General features: G+C 58.1%; 4 protein-coding genes and 1 pseudogene. All 5 read right to left on the reverse strand.

Translation table 11 applies throughout. The features are described from left to right. Positions 1-336 precede the first annotated feature (336 nt). Positions 337-1,032, reverse strand: a complete 696-nt coding sequence (locus tag EOA86_RS24040; RefSeq protein ID WP_091597848.1) for an HAD-IA family hydrolase — start codon at positions 1,030-1,032, stop codon at positions 337-339. Further along, the gene (locus tag EOA86_RS24045; RefSeq protein WP_029354781.1) at positions 1,029-1,811 is read right to left on the reverse strand and encodes a metallophosphoesterase; all 783 of its coding nucleotides are present in this window, start codon (positions 1,809-1,811) and stop codon (positions 1,029-1,031) included. Before EOA86_RS24045 ends, EOA86_RS24040 begins: the two co-directional genes overlap by 4 nt. Positions 1,812-2,388: 577 nt before the next feature. Then, on the reverse strand, positions 2,389-3,120 hold the full coding sequence (locus EOA86_RS24050; RefSeq protein WP_128343948.1) for an HAD family hydrolase: 732 nt from the start codon (positions 3,118-3,120) through the stop codon (positions 2,389-2,391). Next, positions 3,117-3,926: a phosphodiesterase gene (locus EOA86_RS24055; RefSeq protein WP_091597850.1), complete on the reverse strand. Its 810-nt coding sequence runs from the start codon at positions 3,924-3,926 to the stop codon at positions 3,117-3,119. Before EOA86_RS24055 ends, EOA86_RS24050 begins: the two co-directional genes overlap by 4 nt. A gap of 61 nt (positions 3,927-3,987) precedes the next feature. Continuing rightward, positions 3,988-4,358 (reverse strand): annotated as a pseudogene (locus EOA86_RS24060) (ABC transporter substrate-binding protein); the annotation flags it as partial.

The following is a 4,358-nucleotide window of genomic DNA, read 5'->3' on the forward strand; positions in this document are numbered from 1 at the left end:
GTCAGTCGCCGGGCTTTATCGCGCTCAATCTCCCCGGTAACGCCACCCTGAACTCGCGAAACCCAGAGAGGCCAAGAGTACCGGCAAAAACGCAAAACCGACGCTTCTCCGCTGTTTGTTTGACTTACGAGTTTGGAGATAGATAAGTCCCCAAGAAGCTCGGGGTTTTAGGCAACAAAATGCGCGATTCTGGATTGTGAGCTAGGCCCGCTGGCGACCAGACCGCATACCGCATCCCGCACCAAGCTTGATGACCTGTCCGCCATTGCACTGCCCGCCGGGGTATGGTGTTCCGGATGCAGGCGCGGGCGGACCGTCCACGCCGCTGCCCTCTTTCTACATTGGGCAAAGCAAACCTTTAAGTTCCGCCAAGTTCAGCAACAATGCCTCCGGCTCAAAGGTCCGGAGGTCATTCCTCAGTCGACTCGTATGGTGGCGGGCGCCCCCGAATGCGCAGTAGCGCATATTTGCATTTCGCGCGGCACTAAGACCGATGACGCTGTCCTCAATGACAAGGCACTCTCTGGCAGACACGCCCATGATTTCCGCCGCCAATAGCAGCACAGAAGGGTCAGGCTTCCGGACACCGATGTCATCGGAGGAGAAGAACCGTGAGCCTACAAGCCCCAAGAGATTGGCGGCTCTCATGCGGTGGATGAGTTCGAAACGAGATGTGTTCGATGCGACACAAAAGGGAATGGAAAGCCACTGGAGCAGTTCAACCGCGCCAGGTGTCGCCGACAGGATCCCAGAGGCGGCCAGCTGGATCTCAGCCGCGGCCGTTTCCATGAAGTTCTTCGGCAGGCTTACACCGACAAGTCTTTCCAGATGCCGTTGTTGATCGTCTCGCTCAACACCGGAGAGCGTTGCCGTTATTTCATCTGGATGCACCTGGAAACCTTCCGCGGCAAGTTTTGCCGAAATCACCTCCGATGCTACGATTTCCGTCTCCGCAAGGGTGCCGTCAAAATCGAAGATGATCAGTCGAGGCCGCGACCGATCGGACGTTTTGATCGATGGTGAAGCCATCATTTCGGATCACCGGGACGAATGACAGGCAGCTGATCAAGTCCCTCGTGACGATGGACAACGACATCCGATCCGTCCAACATGACGACATCGTATGATGGCGCAGCCGCCACAAATATGGGCTTGCCATATTGTTCCCAGTCCAGAACGATATGCTGCGCCGTGCCACGGCTGGCAGTAAACGATATGCCCGACAAACTGCCTGCTGCAGCAACATGCCGGTGACCAAAGAGCATGTGGCGGACCGATGCGTTTTTCCGAAGGATGGAAAGGAGCCGATCGGACTCCTTCATATCGCTCGTCTTAAAACAAGGCACATGCAAATCCGCCGGCGTATGGTGCATAGCAACCACGACTGGTCGGCCGGCGGCACGGAAAAGCTGGTCCTGCAGCCATTCAAACCGGCCACCGTCAAGACAACCGAAATGGCTGATGTCGTCCTTTGTGTCGAGCAAGACGACGAGCCAGTCGTGCAAGTCGACAGCCGCCTGAACGAATCCTTCCCCGCCGAATACGCCTCGAAATGCGCCGCGGTCATCGTGGTTGCCGATCGTCAAATGGACCGGGAGCCGGACCTCCGACAAGATCTCGCGCAAGAGTGCGTAAGCGGCTGGATCGCCTGTATCAGCAAGATCGCCAGTAATAAGGATGAGCTTGGCATCTGCGTGTACGCGCGAGACATGGTCCAAGGTGTCGCGCAATCTCTGCGCCGGATCGATGCCGTAAAGCGTCTTGCCAGGGGCAACAAAATGAGGATCCGTGATATGAATGATTTTCTGCATTGCTCCACACTCAGATTGGGCCCGACCCTGGGAGGAAGTGGGACAAGAGACCGCTGCTGCGTCAGGCCACTTGATTGTCGTCGTTGTGGTGACCATCTATTCCAGGCGTCTGACAGCGAACCGTGAGCAGTGAGGGGTCGACCTTCTCTGCCGCCCGGATCGAGGTGTTCGATTCCAAGCAAACAGTTGACCGACGAACGGCCAATAAATGTCGCGAGTTGTAAATGCTCGGGCCGCATAAGGGACCTCGGTCGCTATCGCTTTCGGTTGATCATGAAGTAACTCGTCCATCATCGAAACGGTGCCACGGGCCTGTGCTTCGAGCTCCGGTGAGTTCCCCCACGCAGACACGAATGCTCCTTCTTGACCCTCAATTGTAATTTGTGAGCAGCTCGGTCGAACACCGTTGAGTGTCGCTTGCGCGCGCCCGCCCCATGCCGCATCCGCCTGTCAGACTTCGCCGATATCGAATGCAAGGGAGCTTTGTTCGGATTTATGTCAAGTGGACGGAATCGCCGGGACAGTCGGTATAGGAAGACATTTTTGTGGGGTTGAGTGGATGGGAAGCTGCTGCAGTTCACCTTACGGCACCTGCTGCCACCGGGTCCGCCTCCTGCCATTTTGTATTGGGCTGGACTTCGCTCGTCATCAGCAGGACGCTAAGTTCTTCGGCTGATCGCGCGACCACCGCAGCGCCGGCTGACAGCAATCGTTGACCGTGGTCGTCGTGGCAGTGGCCGCCCGCGGTGAAACCGATCACCATCATCCCCGCGGCCACACCGGCTCGAACGCCTGCAATGCTGTCCTCGACAACGACGCAGCGCGCTGCCTTAGTGCCCATCTGGGCGGCAGCGAACAGGAAGAGGTCCGGTGCAGGCTTACCGGCCTTTACCATGGCGGAGCTGAACACGTGGGGATGGAAGTATGCCCAAAGTTCCGTCAGTTCAAGACCAAGCCGCAGCTTGTCGGGGGCGCTGCTCGATGCGACGCAGCGCGGCAATCGCAACTGATGCAGGAGTTGGTCAATGCCGCTGATCGCTTGCAGTTCCGTCTGGTAGCTTTCCTTTATCCGGGATTGCACGATGACGTCGAAGTCGCTGGGTAGAGGGCGGCCCCAGTCTTCTTCGATCATTTTCCGCATGGTGGCTGAGGAAAGGCCGGTAAACCGCAGAATCACATCAGAATACGACATGGGATAGCCAATGCGGGTAAGTTCTTCGGCATCGATTCGACTTGCCAGCGTCTCGCTATCGATCAGAACGCCGTCGCAATCGAAGATGACCAGTTCATAAGAGGGCTGTTGATTCATTGCATGCCCTCGGGAACCCAACCTTCTGCGGAGACCTCGACCACATGTCGGTCGCTAACTTCGAAGCGATGCACCAGGACCCCATCAACGTCGATTATCGCGATGTCAAAAGCGGGCGCATCCTCGACGAAGTCCGCGTCTCTCCGCGTGAAATGTGGAATGATCTGATGCGCCACGCCGCGGTTTGCACTGAAAGGGATGCCGCTCCAGGTGCCGCCAACATCGACATGCACATGGCCGTGGAAAATGTGCCGCACATTGCCGGCGCTGACAATCGCCTGCATGATCGGGCGCCAATTCTCGGTGCTCCAGGGTTCGAAATGCGGCAGGCCGATCGGCTGCAGCGGATGATGGACGAAGAGGTAGGCCCGCACATCCGACGCCTCGGCCACCCGGGCCAGCAGCCACTCGAGCCGACCATCGTCCAAGGAGCCATGACCGAAACCTTCCACCAATGTGTCGAGAAAAATGAGGCGCCCGGCAGATCCGTCGTGAACCGACTGGATAAAGCCGTTCTCATCGCGCGGCTCTCCAGGAAACGCCCGAACAAAATTCTCGCGGCTGTCGTGATTGCCGAGCAGAAGGCGGGCGGGCACGCGCAGTTCCTGCAGCACCTCGCGAAGTAGGACATAGGAAGCGAAATCTCCCTCGTCAGTGAGATCGCCAGTCACGACGCAAAGCTCGGCGTCGGCGTGATCGCGGTTGATGCGCTCAATGGTCTTGCGAAGCCGTTGGGCAGGATCGAAGCCGAAGAGCATGGCGCCTAACGGCACAAGATGGGGGTCGGTCAGATGAATGAGTTTCATGGATAATCCCGAAAAAGGGAGGGATGCCGCACAGGAGCGTGCAGCGTCTCGGACGAGGCGATCAGTTCGTTTTCGGCAGGAGTGCGCGAACCTCGGACACCATGTCTGCGAGAGCGGCTTCCGGTTCCTTGGATCCAAGCGCAATAGCCGTCATCTCGTCGCGGAGGACCTCCCCGATCTGCACGCCGTTATCACCAGGCCAGGAGAACCACGGGCGGGCGCGGGGCGTCTGAAGCACGCTGGTGTACCAGTTCGGGTGCTTATCGTAGAAGCCGGCGAGATGATCCTTGTCGAGGGCAAGCGTGTTGGTCGGCATATAACCAGTATTCAGCACGACAATGCTCTGGCCTTCAGGACTTGTGGTGAACTTGACGTAGTCCCAGGCGGCGGCGCGCTTGGCGGGATCGTCGGTAAGGATTATCGCAACCATGC

The sequence above is a fragment of the Mesorhizobium sp. M5C.F.Ca.IN.020.32.2.1 genome (genome assembly GCF_004023105.1).
GTDB lineage: Bacteria > Pseudomonadota > Alphaproteobacteria > Rhizobiales > Rhizobiaceae > Mesorhizobium > Mesorhizobium wenxiniae.

Excerpts from the sequence above, each read along its gene's own strand:
- EOA86_RS24050 (WP_128343948.1), bottom strand. The coding sequence starts at position 3,120 with ATGAATCAACAGCCCTCTTATGAACTGGTCATCTTCGATTGCGACGGC.
- EOA86_RS24040 (WP_091597848.1), bottom strand. The coding sequence starts at position 1,032 with ATGATGGCTTCACCATCGATCAAAACGTCCGATCGGTCGCGGCCTCGA.
- EOA86_RS24055 (WP_091597850.1), bottom strand. The coding sequence starts at position 3,926 with ATGAAACTCATTCATCTGACCGACCCCCATCTTGTGCCGTTAGGCGCC.
- EOA86_RS24045 (WP_029354781.1), bottom strand. The coding sequence starts at position 1,811 with ATGCAGAAAATCATTCATATCACGGATCCTCATTTTGTTGCCCCTGGC.